This window comes from Parafrankia sp. BMG5.11 (assembly GCF_004337455.1).
The window spans coordinates 157,980-176,190 of sequence record NZ_SJXI01000017.1; the positions used below are offsets into that span (position 1 = coordinate 157,980).

Sequence of the window (18,211 nt, forward strand, 5' to 3'; positions counted from 1 at the left end):
GGCCTCTTCGTTCGGATGGCCTCGATGGTCTGGACGGCCTCGTCGAGTCCGGTCAGCCTCAGAATTCAGAAAACAGGACGGCCTTGAAACCTGGGACGGACGTGAAGCCGGGGCGGTCGGGTATCCGGGGATGTCGGGTAGCCGGGGATGTCGTGAGTCGATTAGGGCGGGCCGTGAAGGCGACCCGCGAAGGCGGGCGGTCAAGCGTACCCGCCAGCGAAGGAGCAAGCGTGAGCGCGGGTGGTGAGGACAGGCGGCCGACCGGCGAAAACGAACATCCGAGGTGCGGAAGATGGCCGGGCGGAGAACAGCCCTTTCCGCGGGCGACGATTGCGGCGGTCGGCGGCGGGAAAACGTCAGTCGATCGGGCGGGCAAAGGTTCCCCCCACGAAACAGAGCATCGCGCAGACGATCCCGAGCACCGAGGCGACCATGGCCTCGCGGGCGCCCTCCGTCTCGTCACCGGCGAAGACCATGGTCAGGACGAGGGTGCCGACACCGACGACGGCGCCGATCGCGCCGAGCAGGAAGCGGCGGGCGATGGTCTCCCGCGGCGGCAGGCTTGACAGCGCGTCGATGGGGGCGATCCGGCCGGCGCGGGCGCGGTTGCCGACCCGGCGACGGATGTCGCGCAGGCGGAAGGTGTTGCCGGCGATGAAGAAGCTGACCGCGGTCACGATCATCGACCCGGTGACGGACACCCGGGCGAACGGCGACGACAGGGTCAGCCAGACCCAGGTCTCCAGGACGGCGAGCAGGGCGAGGCAGGTCACGATCACTACGGTCGACCGCATGAGAGCCGGGCTGAAATGTTGGTCCTCGGGCTCGAACAGCAGGCCCATGGGTCGTCTCCTCGCGGTTGCGTCGGCCACGGGCATTCGCGGCACCGCGGTGTGCGTTCCGCCGGTATGTGGTCCGGCGGTGTGCGTCCCGGTGGAGGGCGTGGCTACGATCCCCGGGCTCGGCGCACCCCCCAGTTGGGCGATGGGGGCGGCGTCAGCCGCAGTCACTGCTGATCCGTCGGCACAGCTCGCCCTTGAGATAGCGGGCGATGTCCTGCTGAGGCCTGGTCGCCGCTCCCTCGTTCACGCCGATGAAGCGGACCTTGCTGTTCGCGATCGGTGTGAGCTGCTGGGTCTCCGGGGAGAAGCAGCGGCGCACCATGGCCTCCGCGATCTGGACGGACGCCTTCTTCCCGTCCACGTTGAGGCAGTCGGAGGCCTGACCGGTACCGAGCAGATCGCTCCAGACCACGACGGTGACCGCGCCGATCTCGACGCCGGGCGCCGCCCGCAGCGTGGCGATCTCGTCGTTGACGCCGGAGAGCAGGCCGGTGACGCTGCCGGTGGGGCGGACCTGCTCGCCCTGCACGATGTGGTCGACCTCCTCGGTGAGCGCGTCGGTCGCCGCGGTGCGGTCCTTCGCCTCCCGGGTGTCGTTGTTCCGGTCGATCCTGAAGACGGCTCCGCCGTCGAGGCAGTCCGAAGAGGTCAGTCCGGCGTCCCCGCCGCCACTGGCGACGAGGCGGATGTACTGGCCCTCCCGCAGCGCGGCGTCGAAATAGGGGCGCAGGCCCTCGGAGATACGGCTGGCGTTCTCCGGTGAGTTGTCGGAGACGTCCAGGTAGAGCATCAGCAGCGGGGCGCCGCCCTTGGGCGCGTCCTCCTGGTAGCGGGTGCAGTCGAGCGGGCCGTCGGCCGCTTTCCCGAGCATCGTGTCCATCGCGTCGCAGGACGTCAGCAGCGGCAGGGTGAGCAGCGCGGCGGCGAGCAGACCGGCTCCGCGGGCGCGCGGGCGTCCCGCCCTGGCCCGGCGGCGGGACGTCCCCGGCGGTGGCCCCGCGGTGTCCCCAGCGTTCCCTGCCGCGCTGTTCCCCGACCGGGACGCCGGTGTCGTGGTCGCTGTCGTCACGGTCATCGCAGCACGATCTCCACTCGGCGCCGGCTGGCGTCCGCGACCCCGTCGGTGGCGCCCTGTTCGCCCTTGGCCACGACCTCGAGCAGCGAGGCCGGGATGTCCTGGCTCGTCAGGTAGGCCTGGACGGCCACCGCGCGCCGGCGGGAGAGGTCGAGGTTGTGTTCCGTGGACCCGAGACCGTCGCTGTACCCGACGACCTCGACGCGGCCGTCGTGCTCGCGGATCTGGGGAACGATCCCGGCGAGCGCGGTGGCGGCCTCGGGCCGTAGGTCGGCGCTGTTGGCGTCGAAGAGGTAGTCCGCGCTGACGGTCGAGACCCGGCTGCCGTCCGCCTGGGTGATGAAGCTGCTCAGCGGCGGGAGCGGGTCCGGAGCGACTGACGGTGGCACTCTTGTGGCATGCGGCGCGGGGGTGAAGCTGGACGCGACCGCGTCACTTGAGCAAGCTGAGGCGAGACCGAGGACGGCGGTGAGCGCGAGTGCCGCGCACGCCGGAACCCCGGACCGCCGACGTCGCCTGGACGCGGCACGTCCGGCGGTGCGAAACGCGTGATACACGGTCGGCCCCCAACGGCAAGTGCGGGGCCAACCATAACCGTGCCGAAAAGCACCCTGTCGCCCAGGCTTGGGCGTTGTGTCGACCGTGGGATTAATCCGTGTTGCGTTGATGTATGACGTGTATCGATCATGTTTGTCGCGGATCGGTCTGGTGGGTGCCGGTCGCGGATGATTGCGGTGCCGTGCGCGTTACCAGCCGAACAGGGTGGGGCGCGACACCGGACGTCCGGTGTCGCGCCCCACCCTGTTATTGCGTATTTCTGTTCCGGGGCGGCCGATCAATAGCTGGTGGTGGTCGTCCCGTGGCTGCGCGAGCGCCGGCGGAGCCGCCGAAGCCCGCGGGCTCCCGCACGGTCGGCCTTGTTGACGTCGCGTCGGGCCTCGCGGCGAATCCTGGGCAGCAACCTCATCGCCTTCTCCTTCGGCTCGTTCCCGGGTGTTCTCCTGCATGGGGTCGCATTGTCCGTTCGTCGACCTGTTGCAGGGATTCCCCGAACCATGCCGATAACACCTGCGATTTCGGCACCGTCCGACGAGGGGTGCCGATGTGGGAGTCCAGGGCGGGAGCGCGGGCGGGGGCATGGGGCGAGAGCACGAGGTTGGATCGGGGAGGGCTGGCCACCGCTGGTCTCCAGCCTGAAGACCCTGCTGGAGACCGGTGATGTCCTCCCGGTCGGCGTGGGCGAGCCGCACCCGGCTTCCGGAGACGAGCGTCGAGCCGAGTCCGGCACGGAGGCAGGAGCCGAGCCCGGCGCCCGACTCCGCGCCGGACTCGGCTCCCGAGCCGGTGAGCGGCCGCTGACGGGGAATCGTGTCAGCGGCGGCGTGCGGCGTTGACCGCGAGGACCGCCACCGGCGGGATCACCATCGAGGCCAGCATCATGCCCATCGCCACCGGGACGGAGTAGAGCCGCACCACCGCGCCCGCCAGCACGAACAGGGCCAGGCACAGCGCCATCGAGACCAGGTACCTGCGCCGTGCCCGCCGGCCGGGACCCCGCGTGGGGTAGTCCTCGTCCGGCCAGGTGGCCCAGGTCTCGGCCCCGCCGGGCGCCTCGTGCGGGGGCGGCCCGGCTGGGCCGCCGTCCGGTGTCATGGCCTGGTCGGGCCCCACGACCCACTCGGCGGCGTCGGCTGGTGGGCGCCGGCGCGAGCGTCGCCGCCCGCCGGACGCCCCGCGCGGCCCCGGATGCGCCCGCCGGTCCGGGTTGCCCCGCCCGCCGGACGCCCGGCCATCCTCGGGTAGGGGAGCGGCAGTGGCATCGCCCCAGCCACCGGTGGCGGCCCAGCCACCGGCCTCGCCCCATCCGCTGGCGGAGTCCGTGCCCTTGCCGGGCCCCCTCTGATCGGAGGCCCGGCCGGACGCTCCCCGCCGGCCCGGGGCGGCACCCCCCGAGGGGGATGCCGGGTCATCCGAGGTGCCCCGATTGCCGGAAGCCCCCCGTCCGGGGTTGTCCGCCTGCCCGCCGGGCGACGTGCGCCCGCCCGGGTTCGTTCGTCCGTCGGATCCGGGACGCCCGTCGGCGGGGTGGCGCCCGCCGGGCGCGGCCCGCCCGCCGGGCGGGCGCGCGCCGCCGGAGCGTCCCGGCTGGTCATATGCGTCGAGCAGATGGGCGAGCCACAGATCGTGGGCTCGCCGCATACCGGGGTCGCTCAACACCCGGTACGCCGCGTTCACCCGGAGGAACGCGCGTTGGGATCCGCCGGCGTCCGGATGGGCGCGTTTCACCACGCGCCGATAGGCGGCATGGACCTCCTCGTCCGAAGCCGTGGGTGCGATCCCGAGCACCTCGTACATCGAGGCCCGCAAGTACTGGGCCGACTGGCTTTTTGGCGTATCACGCATGGCGATCACCTCCCGGCGCCCGTGCAGTGGGGCGTCGCGTCGACCTGTTCCCACCGTAGGCGGGATCTCGCGGGTCGACCGCCGGCGGTCGCGGTGAGCGAGACCACGGATGGCCCGAAGGTCGGTCGCCGTCAGCCCGGCTTGGCCGTGACGAAGATCGACGTCGACGGAACGAACTGCCCCCGAAGGGGTCCCCACTGGCCCCACACCCGGTTGTGACCCTCAGGCCATTCCGGCTCGATGACGTCGAGTAGTACCAGGCCGGCAGCGATGATCTCGCGTACGCGGTCGCCCATCGTCCGGTGTGCCTCTATGTAGGTCGGCTCGCCGGTCTCGGAGTGCTCCGTGTACGCCCGGCGGTCGAAGTAACTGTGGAAGACGACTAGCCCGTTGGCGTCGGGGGCGTCCGGCAGGCACCACACGAAGGGGTGGGTGGTCGAGAAGACCCAGCGGCCCCCGGGCCGCAGGGCCCGGGCAACCTCCCGCATCAGTGCCGCGCTGTCGGTGACGAACGGGACGGCGCCGAACGCCGAACAGGCGATGTCGACGCTCTCCGAGCGCACCGGCAGCATGATCGCGTCGGCCTGGAACAGCGGAACCGACACTCCGGTGCGGTCGTTCAGCGCGCGCGCCTGCGCGAGCTGGCCCGCCGACAGGTCGGTGGCGACGACGGTCGCGCCCTGCCCGGCCAGCCACCGCGAGCACTGCGCCCCGCCGCAGCCGACCTCCAGGACCACCCGGCCGGCCACGTCCCCGAGCAGCCGCGCCTCGGACTCGCGCAGCCCCTCCGGGCTCCAGCAGAAGTCGACGTCGCCCAGGAAGTCGCCGTGCTCGGCGTAGTAGGAGGGGGCTTCGGAATCCCAGTAGTGCCGGTTCGCGGCGCGGGCGCCGGCGGAGTCGATCTCGGTGTACCCGTACGCGGGCCGGGTGCCCTGCTCGTCGGTCGAGGGCTCGTCGCCGCCAAGGCCATCGCCGTCAAGGCCATGGCTGCCAAGGCCGTCGCTGTCGATCCTGTCGCTGTCGCTGCCCTGCTCGCCGTGCTCGGCGCTGTCGTTCTCGCGGGCGTCGATCTCGGAGGTGGAGATGTTCACGGCGGCCATGCTCGCATCGCGCCCCGACAGCTCACGGGGCGGTGTGGGTGACGGCGGCGCCGATCACCGCCCGGTTCTCCGCGATGCTCACCGGGGTGTAGACCACGGTGCCGGTGCCGGTGCCGGTGCCGTCGCGGTCGACCAGCCGGCCCCGCCGGCTCTCGCCGACGAGGCGGGCCCGGCCCTCCAGGGAACCGAGGCCGACCTCGCGGTCCACCGGCCCGAACGGGCCGGTCCCGGCCAGGCCCGCCTGCTCGGGAGCCTGGGTCGCGTACACGCGGACCACCGATCCGGGCACGGTCGTCCAGCGCAGCACGGTGCCGCCGAGAGTCTCGCGCGCTTCGAGGTCGACGACGGCGCGCGGCCTGGCGATCACGCGGGCGGTGACCTCGGCGCAGGCCGACGGGCGCAGCCCGTCCGACTCCTCGCCCGCCGCCACCCACACGCGGTAGCGGTAGACCGCGCCCGCCTGTACGTCGCTGTCGACGAAGGCCCCGCCGAAGCCGCGGTACCGGCGCATCGCCCCGCGCATCGAGGACGTCTCGTCGTGCGTCCGCTCGATGATCACCTCGTCGCGGCCGGGCACGGGACGCCAGGACAGCGCGACGGCGTCGTCCGTCATGTCGGCGCGCAGCGCGGTCACCGGCGGCAGCACCACCCGGGCGGCGCTTCGGGCGGGCGCCGACCGGGCACCGCCGCCGGCGCTCGGCCCGATCGCGACGACCTCGTGCCACACCTGGACACCCTTGGGTACCCCGGCGTCGAACAGCTCGGTCGCGGTGGTGTTGCCGAGACTGCGCTCCCGCCGCCCGCCGTCGGAGGAGTGATCCGGGACGACCCGGATCACCCGGTAGGTCTCGGCGCCCGGCGAGGGCTCCCAGGTGATCAGCAGCGCGCCGTCCTGCTCGACGACGGAGACCCCGGCCGGCGGCGGCGGCGCGCCGACCGGCCCGTCCGCGTCGCCGCGGCCCGCTGCGTCATCGTGGCCCGCCGCCTCGTCGTTCCCGTCGTGCCAGTCGGTCTCGGAGGCGGCGGGTCCGCCGGGATGGACGGGCGGAAGGCCGGCGAGGGTCGTCGGGGCCTCGGGATCGACGCGGGGCACTTCCCCGGCCGGGCCGGTCGGTCGGAACTGACCGCTGCCGAACTCCGGCTCGCCCTCCAGCGTGCCCGGCACCCGCCAGGATCCGACGCCGCCCTGGCCGCCCGCATCGCCCGCGCGGGCCTGCCAGCCCAGCCCGTCCGCGCGCACGACCGGACGGCCGCCCCGGTTCCCGAGGACGGCGGTACCGGTCGCGGTCGCGCTGCCGGCGGGCGAGCCGCCTCCGCCTCCGCCGCCACCACCGCCGCCCGCGGCCAGCCCGCTCCTGATCAGTGTGTCGAGCATCGACCGGGCGGCTCCGGCCGGCAGCCGTCGCTCCGGCTCCTTCTCCAGCAGTCCGGTCAGGACGTCCGCCAGCGGACCGGCGAGCCGCATCGGCGTCGGCGGGTGCAGCAGCACCGAGGCGAGCATCGCGCCGAAACTCTCCCGCTCGAACGGCGGGCGGCCCTCGACGGCGAAGTACAGCGTCCCCCCGAGACTGAACATGTCGGCCTCGAAGGTGGCCGGAGCGTTGTTCAGCCGCTCGGGCGCCATGTACAGCGGGGTGCCGAGTACTCCGGTCACGGTGAGAGTCGGATCGCCGTCGCCGGTGGCGATTCCGAAGTCGGTGAGCACCACGCGTCCGTCCGTGCCGATCAGAACGTTGGACGGTTTCACGTCCCGGTGCACGATTCCCTGGGCGCGGGCGGCGAGCAGCGCGTCGATCATCGCGATGCCGATCCGGGCGACCTCCGGCACCGGCATCGGCCCGTCGTCGCGCACCACCTCGAACAGCGACCGGGACGGGACGAGCTCCATCACGATCCACGGCAGGCCGTCCTCGAGGACGACGTCCAGGATGGTCACCACATGCGGGTGGCCGCGCAGCTTGGCGGCGTGCCGCGCCTCGCGCAGCGCCCGCTCGACCCGTTCGGCGCGCTCGTAGTCGGGCACGCCACCGGCGAACTCGATCTCCTTGAGCGCCGCCTCGGTCTCCAGGACCTGGTCGAAGGCGCGCCAGACGGTTCCCATCGCACCGGCTCCGAGCCGTGCCACCAGCCGGTAACGACCGGCCACGACCCGTGCGCCATCCGGACCGACCGCCACCTGACCCCCTCGGCCGCACCCATCGCCCGGAGTCAGCATCTCAGGCCGGCGCCCGGACCGGGACGCGAGGACACATCGTAGACATCTCGCGGCCTTGACATCGCGGCGGCGGACCACAGCGGCCGGTCGCCACGGCCGGCGGGTGGCCACGGCCGGCCCGCGGGTCGCTCGTCAGCTGGTGTACGGATTTCGCAACGTCATGGGCGTGCCCGCGATGTCAAGCGCCGACTGAGGGAAGCGGGAGCCCGCCCGGTAATAGCGGGCCCGGGTTCGGCCGACCGGTTCCAGGACCTGGGCGGTCGTGAGGTCGCGCAGGTCGCGTTGCGCCTGCTGCAGGCTCAGGCCCTCGGCCTGCTCGTAGCGTGAGCGGCGGACCCGCCCGGCCATGGCCACATCGTGCAGGGCGCTCACCACACGCTCGTCCAGACCGGTGCTCTCGGTGAATTCCGCGAGCGCCCCCCATACCCGCCCGGAGCGGTCGAGCCGGCCCTGAACGGTCTGGGCCTGCTGGTGGTAGGCGGTCAGACTGAACCGGATCCAGCTGGAGACGTCCTGGTCGGGAAGGTACGTCGCGCCCCGGTCGCTGAGTTCGCGGTAGTACTCCCAGGTGTTACCGGGCCGGCCGAGCCACGCCTCGACGGACGAGAACTCCGGGGCCAGGACACCTTCGCGGGCGATCATGAGCGTCTGCAGCGAACGGGACATCCGGCCGTTCCCGTCAGCCCAGGGGTGGATGGACACCAGGTGCAGGTGAGCCATTGCTGCCCGTACCAGCGGATGGGCGCCGTCGGCGGCGTTGAGCCAGCCGATGAGCTCGTTCATCAGCGCGGGGACGCCCTCGGCGCCCGGGGCTGTATAGGCCGCGATGCTGGGGTCGCGGGCGTCGGTGACGTAGACCGGGCCCCGGCGCCACTGCCCGGCCGGCTTGCGCACGGTGTGCCGGTGACCCTGCAGCATCCAGTGCAGCGCGTTGAGCAGCCCTTTGCTGTAGCTGAAGTCCTCGGCGTCGTGGAGCGTCTGGATATACGTCATCATCCGCTGATAGGCGAGAGTCTCCTCGCGGTTCTCGTCTGAGACTTCGACATCCCGCTCGCCGGTCATCAGATCCTGGACGTCGATCGTGGACACCTTGAAACCCTCGATGGAGTTCGAGGCCGCGACGGCGTCGGCGGTCAGGAACTTCCGGAGCCCGTCAGTCCGTTTCGGCGATGTGGTCTGGATCTGGTGCCGCAGCGCATCCCGCAGGCCGTCGATCTCGCCGAGCACCTGATCGTCGGCGGGCCCGAGGGCCGGAGTGGGATAAAGCATGCATCAACGATAGATTGATGCAGTCATCACGTCGAGCGGGCTGACCTGTGTGGCGTGGCCTGCCGCTCAGCTGTCAGACGGCGCGGGGCAGCGTGATCCGGCCGTGCGCGGTGAGCGTCTCCAGCGCTTGCAGCGTGACGAGACCGCGCCACTCGACGGACTGTCCCGGTGACCAGCCGAGCCAGTCGAACGTCCAGCCGCCGTCGTCGCGCTGTCCCTTTTCCAGGAGGTCGAGATCAGCCTGGATCTGGTCGTCCGTGAAGAGAGCACGGCTGCGCCCGCCTGGCTTCGGCGACAGGGCGAGAGGGGTGATCCGCTCGTTCTCGGTTCCGCCGGGAACAGAGATGGAGCCGTCAGGCTCGATCCGGGGGCGCAGATCCTCGATCACCGCGGCGGCGCGGGCCGGCTCGGGAACCTGGTCGAGAAAGCCGAGGGCGAACTTCAGCAGGTAGCCGCTCAGCTCGTCCGGGCTCTTCAACGTCGCCCAGCACCACTCGGTCGCGCGCCGCAGCCAGGGTTCGTGGGAACCCGCCTGCCACAGCGCACCCGCGATCCCGAACGTGAGCTGCGACCCGCCCTCGGTGGGCACCATCCAGGGCGCGTGCGGATACGCCGCGGCGGCGGGCAGGACGAACGGAACGCCACCATCTGGATCCGCGATGGTCGCGATCCAGGCGGCGGCCTCGGCGACCATCGGATGGGCGAGCTCACCGAGCGCGGTGATCACCTTCAGCGCGTGCAGCGTGGCGGCCGGTTCGCTGCCGGGGGCGCGGACGTCGGGCTCGAGCGCGTGACCGAAGCCGCCGTCGGGGTTTCGGTAGGCACGCAACGCGTCGAGGACGGGCGTCACGGGAGCGTCGTGCAGCAGCACGGCCAGCAGGTGACGATCCAGCAGGCGGGCGTTGGCCAGCATGAACCGCTCGGCGGACTCGACGTCAACAGGCATGGCCGCCACGCTAGGCAGTGCTCAGCGCGGCGTCTTTCAGAAATCGGACCGGTGTGCTGCCCGTCAGCCGACGTACCTCGTCGTTCATGTGCGCCTGGCTCGCGTAGCCGGCCCGCAACGCGCGGGACGACAGCGAATCGTCGCGGAGCCCCACCAGACGGCGCAGCCGGGCGACCCGGGCGAGCATCTTGGGCCCGTAGCCCACAGCGGCGAGAGTGCGGCGGTGGAGCTGGCGCTCGCTGACCCCCAGCTCGGCGGCGACGCCCGCGACGCGGGCGCCTGGCAGGGCGAGCCCGCGTGCGGCCGCGGACACCAGAACATCCGGTTGTGCGTCGCGTCGGCCGACCGCGTCGGCCAGCAGCTCCAGCCGCCGCGCGGGTGCGGCGACGGGGAGAGCCTGCTGTAGTCCCACAGCCTGCTCACCCCACACGGACGCCGCGTCGACCTGCCGGTCGCGCAGCTCCGACGCCGGCACCCCCACAACCGCGCCGGCCGCGGAGCAGCGCAGGCGAATGCCCGACGACCGGGCGTGCCCCGGCAGGCTCACCCCGCGAGGACCCGTGTCGGCGCCGACGATCACCAGCTCCCGCTCGGACAACCAGATCAGGTCCATGCAACCGTCGGGCACCACCAGCTGTGTGTGGTCCTCGTCCGACTCGTGCTCCCACGTGCAGGCCGCCACAGGCCTCAGACCGGCCGGCGGCTGGTACTCGCGATAGGTAGCCGACATCCCCAGCACCGTACCAACGAAGGCCCGGCGGGCTGCCGCGCGCGGGCCGGCCGGATTCTGAGGTGCTGCCGGTCGGCCCGCGAGTGGGCGCTATCCCTTGCGGGTCAGGCCGTTGTTGGTCCAGGCGTTCACCACGCCGGCGTTGTCGACGGTGAGGTAGTCGTCGCGGTGGTCCCCGTTGAGGTCGGCGAAGCGCACCTCGTCCCGTGACGCGGCTCCTGTGGCGACCTGACCGAGGTAGGTCCACGGGGAGCCGCTGCCACCGCGGTTGTTCAGCCAGGCCCGCACGACATCGTCCGTCACACAGTTCTTGCACAGGCGCAAGAACAGGACATTTCTCCCGCGATTTCCCGGTCGGTGCGGGCGCGTCCTCCGGCGTTAGTGGTGAATCCCCGAACCTGGGGATGATCGGTATGTATGGTGGAAGTGGGATATGCCTCGGTCGGTCGTGACACCGGCGAATGGCCGATTTCTACTCAAAGCGCTCGCTGGGCTCTGTGCTGCTGGGTGATCCGGTCATCTGGGATTCCGGGCGGTCAAGCGCCCCCGACGGGGCGGCGAAGCGCTCCACTCCGAGTGTGTCCGTCCTCCACCGCCCGCCGAGATGAGCGCTGCTCGCACCGCGCCAGAGTTTCATCCGCGGCGAATCCGTTCCTGACCCCGATCAGCCGAGGTGATTGAGTCGTGGGCGAGTTCAAGCATGACCATCGATGCGAGAACGCAAAAAATTCTTCCTGTGAATGCGGGAAATGTGGCGGCTCCTTGCATGGCGTGAGCGGTCACATCGCGATGAGCCGCGCACCTCGGGAGGGGCGGGAGCGGCGGCGCGATGAACTTGGAAGCGGACTAGTAAGGATCCCGGGGAGAACAATCCTCAAGGGGACCAAAGGTAATCGCCTCACGGTCGCGAAGATATGCGTTGTCGACGTCGCGGACGGTGTCGCCGAGAGTAGCCAAGGAGATCGGAAGTGCCGGGACCGCGGGGTCGACGAGCCAGGTGGCCCCGGGCCCGATGTCGATCAGATCGAGGCGGTCGCCAAGCTACTGACCCGGGACCTCTGGCCGGAGATTCGGGGCGCGATCGACGAGGCCGCGAAGGGCTCCGGCCTTGATCCCGTGGCTGTGCGGCGTCAGCTGGCAGATCACGGATGGTGCGACCTGATCGTCGGAATCATCCAGGTCATCGAGGCAGCTGATGGCGTGGTGGACAGCGTCCAGGAGAGAGCACGAGACATCATCACCCGCGCGGTGATGAGCTCGTCCATGCAGGGGCCTCGCGATCAGGTCACCGGAAGAATCATGGCTCTGGTGGTGGACAGGGTCTGGTCGGCTCTCTTCGAGGCGCTGAAGAACGCCGTGCCGCCGTTGAGCCTGCTGACCAACGAAGATCTTCTTCGTGCCCTGCGCATCCTGGCCGTATTCATCTGCCCGGCACCCGGGCTGCATTCGGAAGTTCTCACACACGCGCTGAGGCCACTCGGTGAGGACGCCCGGGGCTATCTGACCGACCAGACCAAGGAGTACCTCGGCGAGGTGTTCGTCGAGTGGCGAGTCGGAGACAGCCATCAGGGACGCAGTCCGGGAGACAGGACTTCCTGATCGGTAGCTACCTCGGCCGCCGCTCCGGTTCAGGAACCGCGGTTTCAGACGGACCCTCGATGCTCGGTGGGTCGCCTGGAGGCGAGGGCATCTTGTGTGGGGTGCCGGGCGGGCCCGCCATCACGACTGCTACGGCGCTCGCCAGCAGGCAGGCCGTCGCGATTTCGGTCAGGACGGGTAGCGGTGCGCCGAAGCCCGCGAGCCGGGCGAGCACGAGACCGCCCGCCGCGCCGACGGCGGCCGCGAGAACCGTGATGAGGGCGCGCCGTCCGCGGGCCGGGGCGAGCGCGTGGGCGCAGGCCGTGGCGACCCCGCCCGCGCCGACCGGCCCGGTGACGCCGGCCGCGACACCGGCCGCGGCGGCCCCGAGCAGGGCGGCGCCCGCCAGGCCCACCGCGGCCAGCAACAGCAGAAGGAACCGCACCGGCAGCGTCGCGGAGCTCGGTCGTTCGACAGGATCCCGCTGCCAGTCGGAGCCGGGCTGGCTGGGGGAGCTTGGCTGGCTGGGGGAGCCGGCTGGCACCGCGGAACCGGATGAGGTGGGAGTGGCGGGTGGGCCGGGGCGACCGGGGGGGTCGGGAACGTGCGCGATGACAGGGGGCGGATTCGTGCCCGCCCCGATCGAGGTCGTCGCCCGGGTCGCGTCGGCGTCCGCCTCGGGGCCGGCGCCGGCCATCCGACGTTCGCTGGCTGTCCGACGTTCGCCGGCCAGCTCCGCGCGCAGGCCGTCTCCGGTCAGCATTGTGAGGAGGGCGTGGGCGTCGGGGCGGTCGTGCGGTGACTTGTCCAGGGCGGCGAGCACCGGTCGGAGCAGGCGCTCGGGGATGTCGCTCAGGTCGGGCCGCGCTGAGCTGATCTGTAGCGCCACGATCTCCTGGGTGTCGCCGCGGAAGAGCCGGCGGCCGGTCGCGGCGAACCCGACGCAGAGGGCCCAGGCGTGGACGTCCGCCGCGGGTCCCGCGGTGTGCCCGCGGATCTGCTCCGGTGCCATCCAGGCGACGGTGCCGACGACCTCGCCGGCCCGGGTGTAGCCGCTGTAGTCGGCGGAGCGGGCCACCCCGAAGTCGATGACCTTCGGGCCGGACCAGGACATCACGATGTTCGCCGGTTTGAGGTCGCGGTGCACCACGCCGGCCTGGTGGATGGCGACGAGCGCCTGGGCCAGCCCGACGGCGAGCGTGTCGAGCTGGCGGTCGACCAGCGGGCAGCCGTCGTTCACCGCCGCGTTCAGGCTCGGGCCCTGCACGTACTCGGTGGCCAGCCATGGCTGCGGGCCGTTCACCTCGGCGTTGATGACGCGGGCGACCGTGGGGCCGAGCACGCCCCGCGCCGCCGACACCTCCGCCCGGAACCGGGCGCGGAACTCCGGGTCGGTCGCGTGCTGCGGGTTCGGGACCTTCACCGCGACCGGCTGGTCGTCGGGGCTGAACCCGAGGTAGACGATGCCCATCCCGCCGGTGCCGATCCGGTTGTACAGCCGGTAGGGGCCGATGACGCGGGGGTCGGAGTCGGTCAGCGGGCGCAGCACGGCCCACCTCCGCGCGGCCGGAGCCGGGCCGCTGCCACCGCGCCGCTACCGGCTACCGTCGCCACCGCGCCGCTACCGGCCACAGCCGGGTCCGCGGTCGAAGCGCAGCCGGTAGTACTCGGCGGCCGCCGGATGCAGCGGGACGTAGCAGAACAACGGGCTCTCGTAGACGGTCAGCGCGTCCGGGACGCGTCGGCCGGCGGGGTTGTCGCCCCACAGGGCCCGCTCGTACTCGGCCGGATCGCCGAAGAGGTCGGCCGTCGCCCGCCGGACCAGCGCCGGGTCGGCCTGTTCGTGTGCCAGGACGCCGTTGGGCAGCGAGACGGTGTCCACGTCGGTCATCCCCGGGTAGTCCCGTGGCCCGAGGTGCCCGGGTGGGAAGACCGTGCCGGGGAAGTACCGCCCAGGCGGGTGGTAGACCTTCTCCCAGTCCGCCGCGATCGCGTCGCGGAACTGCGCCAGGTCGAGGACCTGGAGTTTCACGCCATTGGCGAGCTCGGTCCGGATGCGCTCGGTGCCGGCGCCGCCGGCCCAGAAGACCGCGTCCACCGCACCGGCGACCAGCAGCCGCAGCCCGTCGTCGATGGAGGAGTCCTCCAGCCGGGGGGTGCACGTGCCCGGCAGGCCGACGCGGAGGAGCACGGTGCCGATCTGGCGGGTGCCCGAGGCCGCCGGCCCGGCGGCGATGGCCCGGTCGCAGAGGTCGGTGAAGGTTCGCACGTCCGCGCCGGTGCCGGGCGGGCTGCTCCCGGGTGCGCGGACGATCACGTGGAGGAGGTCGTCGTGGGCGGGCCCGAGCGTGCGCAGCCCCTCGACGAGGTGGCCGCCCCGCTGGGGCGAGAACTGGTTGACCGCCGACCCGGCGTCCACGGTCGTGCCGAGCTGGGCCAGCGCCAGCGAGCACGTCCGGTACTGCTGTTCCTCCAGGTGGTAGATGTTCTCCGCGGAGCCGCCGGTCGGGACGACCTCGACGTCCCAGTGCTCGGGCGCGGCCTGCAGCCGGGTGCGCAGCACCCGCGCGAACCGGTTGTAGGGCGATCCCACCTGGCCGGTGAAGATCTTCACGTCGTGGCAGGACGTCGCCTGCCGCTCCGGTGGCCAGGCCGTGCCCGGCGGGTCGTCGCGGGCGGTCAGGCCGAGGCCGACCGCCACCGCGGCGGAGAGCGCCACAAGGCCGACGACCGTGGCCCGCTGCAGGGTCGTCAGCGTTGCGCCCGACTGGCCGTGCCCCGACCGGCCGAGCCTGGATTCCGTGGGCAACCCTCGTCCTTCCGCGTCCGATCGCGTCTGCTGAGCCCGCGACGACCCGAAATCGCGCCGTCCGTCGTCCTCCGCGTACTGTTCGTCGCCGAACAACGGCGGGCGCCCGCCCGGCGTGGCCGGCGGCCACGCGATTTCCGGGGACGCCGCGAGTTGTCTCCGGAGAACGACCGTCCGTACCCGACACTGTCCGGAGCGGACACGTCCGAACCGGACGCCGAAACGTTGCGCCGCAGGCTATCGACCGGCGATTAACCGGCAGTCAACAGCCGGGTCCGGGTCCTGTCCCGCGCTTTGGGTGTCGAACACCGGACACCTGGTCACAGCGCGTCGCACTGATGGGACATCCCGGACATACCGGGGCGCCAATGGTGATCACAAGGTGGTGATCAGGGCGCTGTCAGCCACAGCTGGACCCCGTCGACGTCCGCCGGCCCGGCGCCGGCCAGGCCGGTCACCAGCCGGGCGAGCTCGTCCCGGTTCGCGCTCGGGCCGAGGATCACCGCGGCGGGCGCGAGCCGGTCGAAGGCGGCCTGCACGGCGGGATCGGCCAGCACGGCCGCCGCGTCCGACCGGCCCTGCTCGACCGCGACCAGCGCGCCGTTGAGCGGGTCGGTCCACGCGTTGAAGACGGCGCGCCCGTCCGGCCCCGGGACGGTGCAGTAGCAGCCCGGGAGCCGGAACCGGTAGCCCGCCTCGGCCTGCCAGAGCATCGCCTCGGTGCGGGCCGGATAGGGGTAGGGCAGCACCAGCGCCGTCGATCCCTCGGGAACCGCGCGGACGGCGTCGCCGGTGAAGAAGGCGGGCGTGGCGGCCGGTGTCGCCACGTGGCTGCGCGGCACGAGCGGCGCCAGCATCACCGCGGTGAGCAGCACGAGCCCGGCCCGGGTGACCGGCCGCGGGAACCGGGTGGACGCGGCGACGCGGGTCAGGCCCACCGCGAGGACGATCGCCACGGACATCGCCAGGTACAGCGCGAGCCGGGACGGGAGCGCGCTGCTGATCACCGGGAGGTTCTCCAACGGCAGCCAGGGCAGGCGGATGCCGGTGACCCGTCCGTCCACGTGCAGGTGGCCGCCCAGGGAGAGCAGCGCCGTCACCGCGCCGAGCGGGGCGAACACCGCCACCAGCGGCTCGCGGCGGAACCGGATGGCGACCGCGGCCACCCCGAGCAGCAGGGGAAGCCCGAGGTAGCCGGTCACCTCGACCGCGTTGCCGGTGAAGCGCAGGCTGTGCCGCAGCGCCACGTCGGGTGCGATCCGCTGGGCCGGGGTCGGTGTGACGAAGGTCAGCAGATCGGACACCGCGACGTTGTGCGGCTGGATGTTGCCGTGGACCCGCTGGTCGCCGAGGAACTGCGCGGACAGCGGCCAGGCGAGCAGCGCCCCGGCCGTCGTGCCGCAGGCCGCCAGGCCCCGCAGCAGCGCGCCCGCCCGCGCGCGGACGGCGGCGCGGTGGGCCAGCCCGGCGATGGCGAGCCCGAGCGCGCCGAGCAGCGCGGCGGTGGCCAGGACCTCTTCGCTGATCATGGCCTGGGCGGCGACCGCCAGGCCGAGCAGCACGCCGGTGCGCCCCGGTGGGCGCCGGCGCACGATCAGGTCGTCGAGCAGGAGCAGCAGCAGCGGCGGGAAGACCGCGAAGGTGAGATGCAGGTGCCCGTACGACTCGCCGATCATGTACGGGCCGAAGCCGTAGAGCAGGCCGGCGCCGGCGGCCGGCGGCGCCGGCACCCAGCGCCGCAGCACCCAGAACAGGGCGAACGCGGAGAGCGCCGGCGCCAGTGTCAGCAGCAGGGTGAGTGAGACGACGGGGCCGAACAGCGCGGTCACCGGCGCGGTCACCAGCCCGAGCAGCGGGACGGGCGTGCTCCACAGGATGTTCGTGCCGGTCGGGGCGTTCAGGTACGAGGTGACGAACGGGTCGATGCCTGCGGACAGGGCGTGCGGGACCCAGCCCAGGTACCACGCGAACAGCACCGAGTCGCTGTAGCCGTAGACCACGCCGCCGGGATCGGCCCACGCGGCACGGAAGACGGCGACGGCGAGCGCGAGGTACCCCGCGAGGACCGCCGCCGGGACCAGGCCCGCGCGGCCCAGCGGGCGCCGGCGGCGCCGCTGACGTCGGTGCCGGTGACTCGGCCGCGGCCCGTCCCGCCGCGCACCGGCGGGGACGGGATCAGCGGGGACGGGATCAGCGGGGAGGGGGTCGCCCGGCTCGGCGGGGTCAGCGGGATCCGCCGCGGTGCCGGTTGTCCGCACGGTTCCCCCTCGCTGCGCGCCGTCGCGCCACTCGGGGCCGGGCGCGCCCCCGACCCGGGAGCGATCTATCGTGACCAGACCCGGTTATGCCCGCATCGTGCCGTTGTGTGCAGATCTGACCCTAGTCGGCCGGCGCGCGATCTTTGTCGCCACGTGTGACGTTCTACGGGCGCAAAGACACTTCTGGCTACCCCCGTTCAGGTATCGGCCATGCCGAAGTCACGTGGGGTGACCGTTCCTCGGTGGGCGCTCCCGGGTCGCGCCCATCGGTCATCGGGCTACTCGCCCGTCTCGTCAGGGTGTGCGCCGGCCTGCTCGCCGCCGCGGGGCCCGGCGGCGTGCCACTCGGCGACCAGGGCCGGCCACCTGCGGTAACGCGCGACCGCGTACCGGGGCGAGACGATGCCGCGGGGGTCGAACACCGCGGCCGGGTAGCCCAGCTGCGCCCGGTAGCCGCGCTCGGCGACGATCACCCGCCCGCCGAGCCGCGCCACGCCGATCACGCAGGGACATCTCGTCCACCGGGGCAGCCGCGCCGTCACCAGCAGGGACGGATCACGCCAGGCGTAGAGGCCGCACACGCAGTCGTCGCCCGGCAGGCGGTCGTGCTGCTCCTGCCCGGAGTCGTCGGTGCGCAGGCAGTGCGCCTCGGTCAGGCCGTCCGGGCGCCACAGCAGGAACCCGGGCGGGAACGGTGACCAGGGGGTCCAGGCGGGGCGCAGCAGGCCGTCGGAGTCGACCGCCCACTGGCGCCACCCGAGCAGGCTCACCGTGGGATCGGCACGCGGCCGTCCTGCCCCGCCTGCCCGGTGGGGGCCGGCTCCTTCTCCGGTTCGGCCGGTACCGGTGGTGCGGTGGCCGGTGGTGCGGGGACCGGCGCGGGAGCCGTCAGTGGCTCCTCGTCCGGGAACCCGATCGGTTCGTCCTCGACGATGCGTTCCGGCTTGCCGACGTCGCCCATCAGACGACGGTCCTCCGGGATTCCC

The 18,211-nt window shown here is 72.5% G+C and carries 17 protein-coding genes; 1 reads left to right on the forward strand and 16 read right to left on the reverse strand.

What is annotated here, in order from left to right; translation table 11 throughout:
* Nucleotides 1–356 precede the first annotated feature (356 nt).
* From E0504_RS13895 to E0504_RS13940, 11 genes are all read right to left on the reverse strand, one after another.
* The gene (locus E0504_RS13895; protein ID WP_071065975.1) at nucleotides 357–842 is read right to left on the reverse strand and encodes a hypothetical protein; all 486 of its coding nucleotides are present in this window, start codon (nucleotides 840–842) and stop codon (nucleotides 357–359) included.
* Nucleotides 843–996: 154 nt separating this feature from the next.
* Complete coding sequence (locus E0504_RS13900; RefSeq protein ID WP_112105696.1) at nucleotides 997–1,917, reverse strand: hypothetical protein; 921 nt, start codon at nucleotides 1,915–1,917, stop codon at nucleotides 997–999.
* Nucleotides 1,914–2,306 carry an OmpA family protein gene (locus tag E0504_RS13905; RefSeq protein ID WP_235013848.1) on the reverse strand — a complete coding sequence of 131 codons (393 nt, stop codon included), beginning with the start codon at nucleotides 2,304–2,306 and terminating at the stop codon, nucleotides 1,914–1,916. Before E0504_RS13905 ends, E0504_RS13900 begins: the two co-directional genes overlap by 4 nt.
* Nucleotides 2,307–2,752: 446 nt before the next feature.
* Complete coding sequence (locus E0504_RS53450; protein ID WP_275078515.1) at nucleotides 2,753–2,884, reverse strand: hypothetical protein; 132 nt, start codon at nucleotides 2,882–2,884, stop codon at nucleotides 2,753–2,755.
* Between the two features lie 404 nt (nucleotides 2,885–3,288).
* A complete protein-coding gene (locus E0504_RS13910; protein WP_112105704.1) occupies nucleotides 3,289–4,320 on the reverse strand; it encodes a DnaJ domain-containing protein in 1,032 nt (343 codons plus the stop codon).
* A 131-nt stretch (nucleotides 4,321–4,451) separates the two neighbouring features.
* On the reverse strand, nucleotides 4,452–5,420 hold the full coding sequence (locus E0504_RS13915; protein WP_131624695.1) for a class I SAM-dependent methyltransferase: 969 nt from the start codon (nucleotides 5,418–5,420) through the stop codon (nucleotides 4,452–4,454).
* A 22-nt stretch (nucleotides 5,421–5,442) separates the two neighbouring features.
* Complete coding sequence (locus E0504_RS13920; RefSeq protein ID WP_131624697.1) at nucleotides 5,443–7,596, reverse strand: serine/threonine-protein kinase; 2,154 nt, start codon at nucleotides 7,594–7,596, stop codon at nucleotides 5,443–5,445.
* 171 nt (nucleotides 7,597–7,767) lie between these two features.
* Nucleotides 7,768–8,904 carry a Fic family protein gene (locus E0504_RS13925; protein ID WP_112105700.1) on the reverse strand — a complete coding sequence of 379 codons (1,137 nt, stop codon included), beginning with the start codon at nucleotides 8,902–8,904 and terminating at the stop codon, nucleotides 7,768–7,770.
* 73 nt (nucleotides 8,905–8,977) lie between these two features.
* Nucleotides 8,978–9,850 carry a hypothetical protein gene (locus E0504_RS13930; protein ID WP_112105705.1) on the reverse strand — a complete coding sequence of 291 codons (873 nt, stop codon included), beginning with the start codon at nucleotides 9,848–9,850 and terminating at the stop codon, nucleotides 8,978–8,980.
* A gap of 10 nt (nucleotides 9,851–9,860) precedes the next feature.
* Nucleotides 9,861–10,580 carry a helix-turn-helix domain-containing protein gene (locus tag E0504_RS13935; RefSeq protein WP_112105701.1) on the reverse strand — a complete coding sequence of 240 codons (720 nt, stop codon included), beginning with the start codon at nucleotides 10,578–10,580 and terminating at the stop codon, nucleotides 9,861–9,863.
* Nucleotides 10,581–10,670: 90 nt separating this feature from the next.
* Entirely contained in the window at nucleotides 10,671–10,883 is a 213-nt protein-coding gene (locus tag E0504_RS13940) for a hypothetical protein (RefSeq protein WP_071065982.1), read from the reverse strand.
* 381 nt (nucleotides 10,884–11,264) lie between these two features.
* Here E0504_RS13940 and E0504_RS13945 point away from each other — a divergent pair, with 381 nt between their 5' ends.
* On the forward strand, nucleotides 11,265–12,179 hold the full coding sequence (locus E0504_RS13945; RefSeq protein ID WP_131624698.1) for a hypothetical protein: 915 nt from the start codon (nucleotides 11,265–11,267) through the stop codon (nucleotides 12,177–12,179).
* Nucleotides 12,180–12,186: 7 nt separating this feature from the next.
* Here the strand turns inward: E0504_RS13945 and E0504_RS13950 are convergent, their stop codons facing one another.
* From E0504_RS13950 to E0504_RS13970, 5 genes are all read right to left on the reverse strand, one after another.
* Complete coding sequence (locus tag E0504_RS13950; protein ID WP_131624700.1) at nucleotides 12,187–13,707, reverse strand: serine/threonine-protein kinase; 1,521 nt, start codon at nucleotides 13,705–13,707, stop codon at nucleotides 12,187–12,189.
* Between the two features lie 72 nt (nucleotides 13,708–13,779).
* A complete protein-coding gene (locus tag E0504_RS13955; RefSeq protein WP_112106127.1) occupies nucleotides 13,780–14,967 on the reverse strand; it encodes a TAXI family TRAP transporter solute-binding subunit in 1,188 nt (395 codons plus the stop codon).
* A 389-nt stretch (nucleotides 14,968–15,356) separates the two neighbouring features.
* Complete coding sequence (locus E0504_RS13960) at nucleotides 15,357–17,225, reverse strand: hypothetical protein (protein ID WP_112106120.1); 1,869 nt, start codon at nucleotides 17,223–17,225, stop codon at nucleotides 15,357–15,359.
* 278 nt (nucleotides 17,226–17,503) lie between these two features.
* Nucleotides 17,504–17,995, reverse strand: coding sequence for a hypothetical protein (locus E0504_RS13965; RefSeq protein WP_112106119.1), 492 nt, complete (start codon nucleotides 17,993–17,995; stop codon nucleotides 17,504–17,506).
* Complete coding sequence (locus E0504_RS13970; protein ID WP_112106118.1) at nucleotides 17,992–18,186, reverse strand: hypothetical protein; 195 nt, start codon at nucleotides 18,184–18,186, stop codon at nucleotides 17,992–17,994. Before E0504_RS13970 ends, E0504_RS13965 begins: the two co-directional genes overlap by 4 nt.
* Nucleotides 18,187–18,211 lie beyond the last annotated feature (25 nt).